This window comes from Paenibacillus sp. 2TAB23, from assembly GCF_052115165.1.
Lineage (GTDB): Bacteria > Bacillota > Bacilli > Paenibacillales > Paenibacillaceae > Pristimantibacillus.
The window spans coordinates 1-676 of sequence record NZ_JBFRGD010000068.1 but is presented as its reverse complement, the minus strand read 5'-3'; the positions used below and the strand labels follow the sequence as shown (position 1 = coordinate 676).

2 rRNA genes are annotated in these 676 nt (G+C 44.5%); both read left to right on the top strand.

Annotation, left to right across the window (positions count from 1 at the left end):
* A 16S ribosomal RNA gene (locus AB4Z29_RS32320) occupies window positions 1-114 on the top strand; the annotation flags it as partial.
* A 171-nt stretch (window positions 115-285) separates the two neighbouring features.
* A 5S ribosomal RNA gene (gene rrf, locus AB4Z29_RS32315) occupies window positions 286-402 on the top strand.
* Window positions 403-676 lie beyond the last annotated feature (274 nt).

The window sequence follows — 676 nt, the reverse complement described above, 5'->3', positions numbered from 1 at the left end:
CGAAGCCGGTGGGGTAACCCGCAAGGGAGCTAGCCGTCGAAGGTGGGGTAGATGATTGGGGTGAAGTCGTAACAAGGTAGCCGTATCGGAAGGTGCGGCTGGATCACCTCCTTTCTAAGGAAATACCCGAACCCGATGAGGTTCGGATAAACATGGCAGTTTATCGCTTACTCGTTGTCAGTTTTGAAAGAGTAAACACATTGCATAGAAAAAAGAAAAGCATAATTGCTTATTCTTTGTTCATGCAAATGTTGGATGCTCTCTTTCATTATGTCTAGTCATTCGTTTGGTGGCGATGGCGGAGGGGAACCACACGTTCCCATACCGAACACGACCGTTAAGCCCTCCAGCGCCAATGGTACTTAGACCGCAGGGTCTTGGGAGAGTAGGACGTCGCCAAGCGGATTACATCACATTATAACTTACCAACATTTACTTGTTGAAAGTTGTCGAATAATGTGTTAATCTATGATTCCTGTCGTGTGAACGACAAGATAATTGCACCTTGAAAACTGGATAACGAAAGAAAAAGAAATTGCTGAAACATCCTTTAAGCTGTTTTTATTGTAAGCGAAAGGTGTTCGAGATTGCAGTGACTTTTGCAGCCTTTATTTCTACCTCTAACGGGGTTATTGTTCAAAGAAATCAAGCTGGAAGGGAACGCAAGCCGAATCAC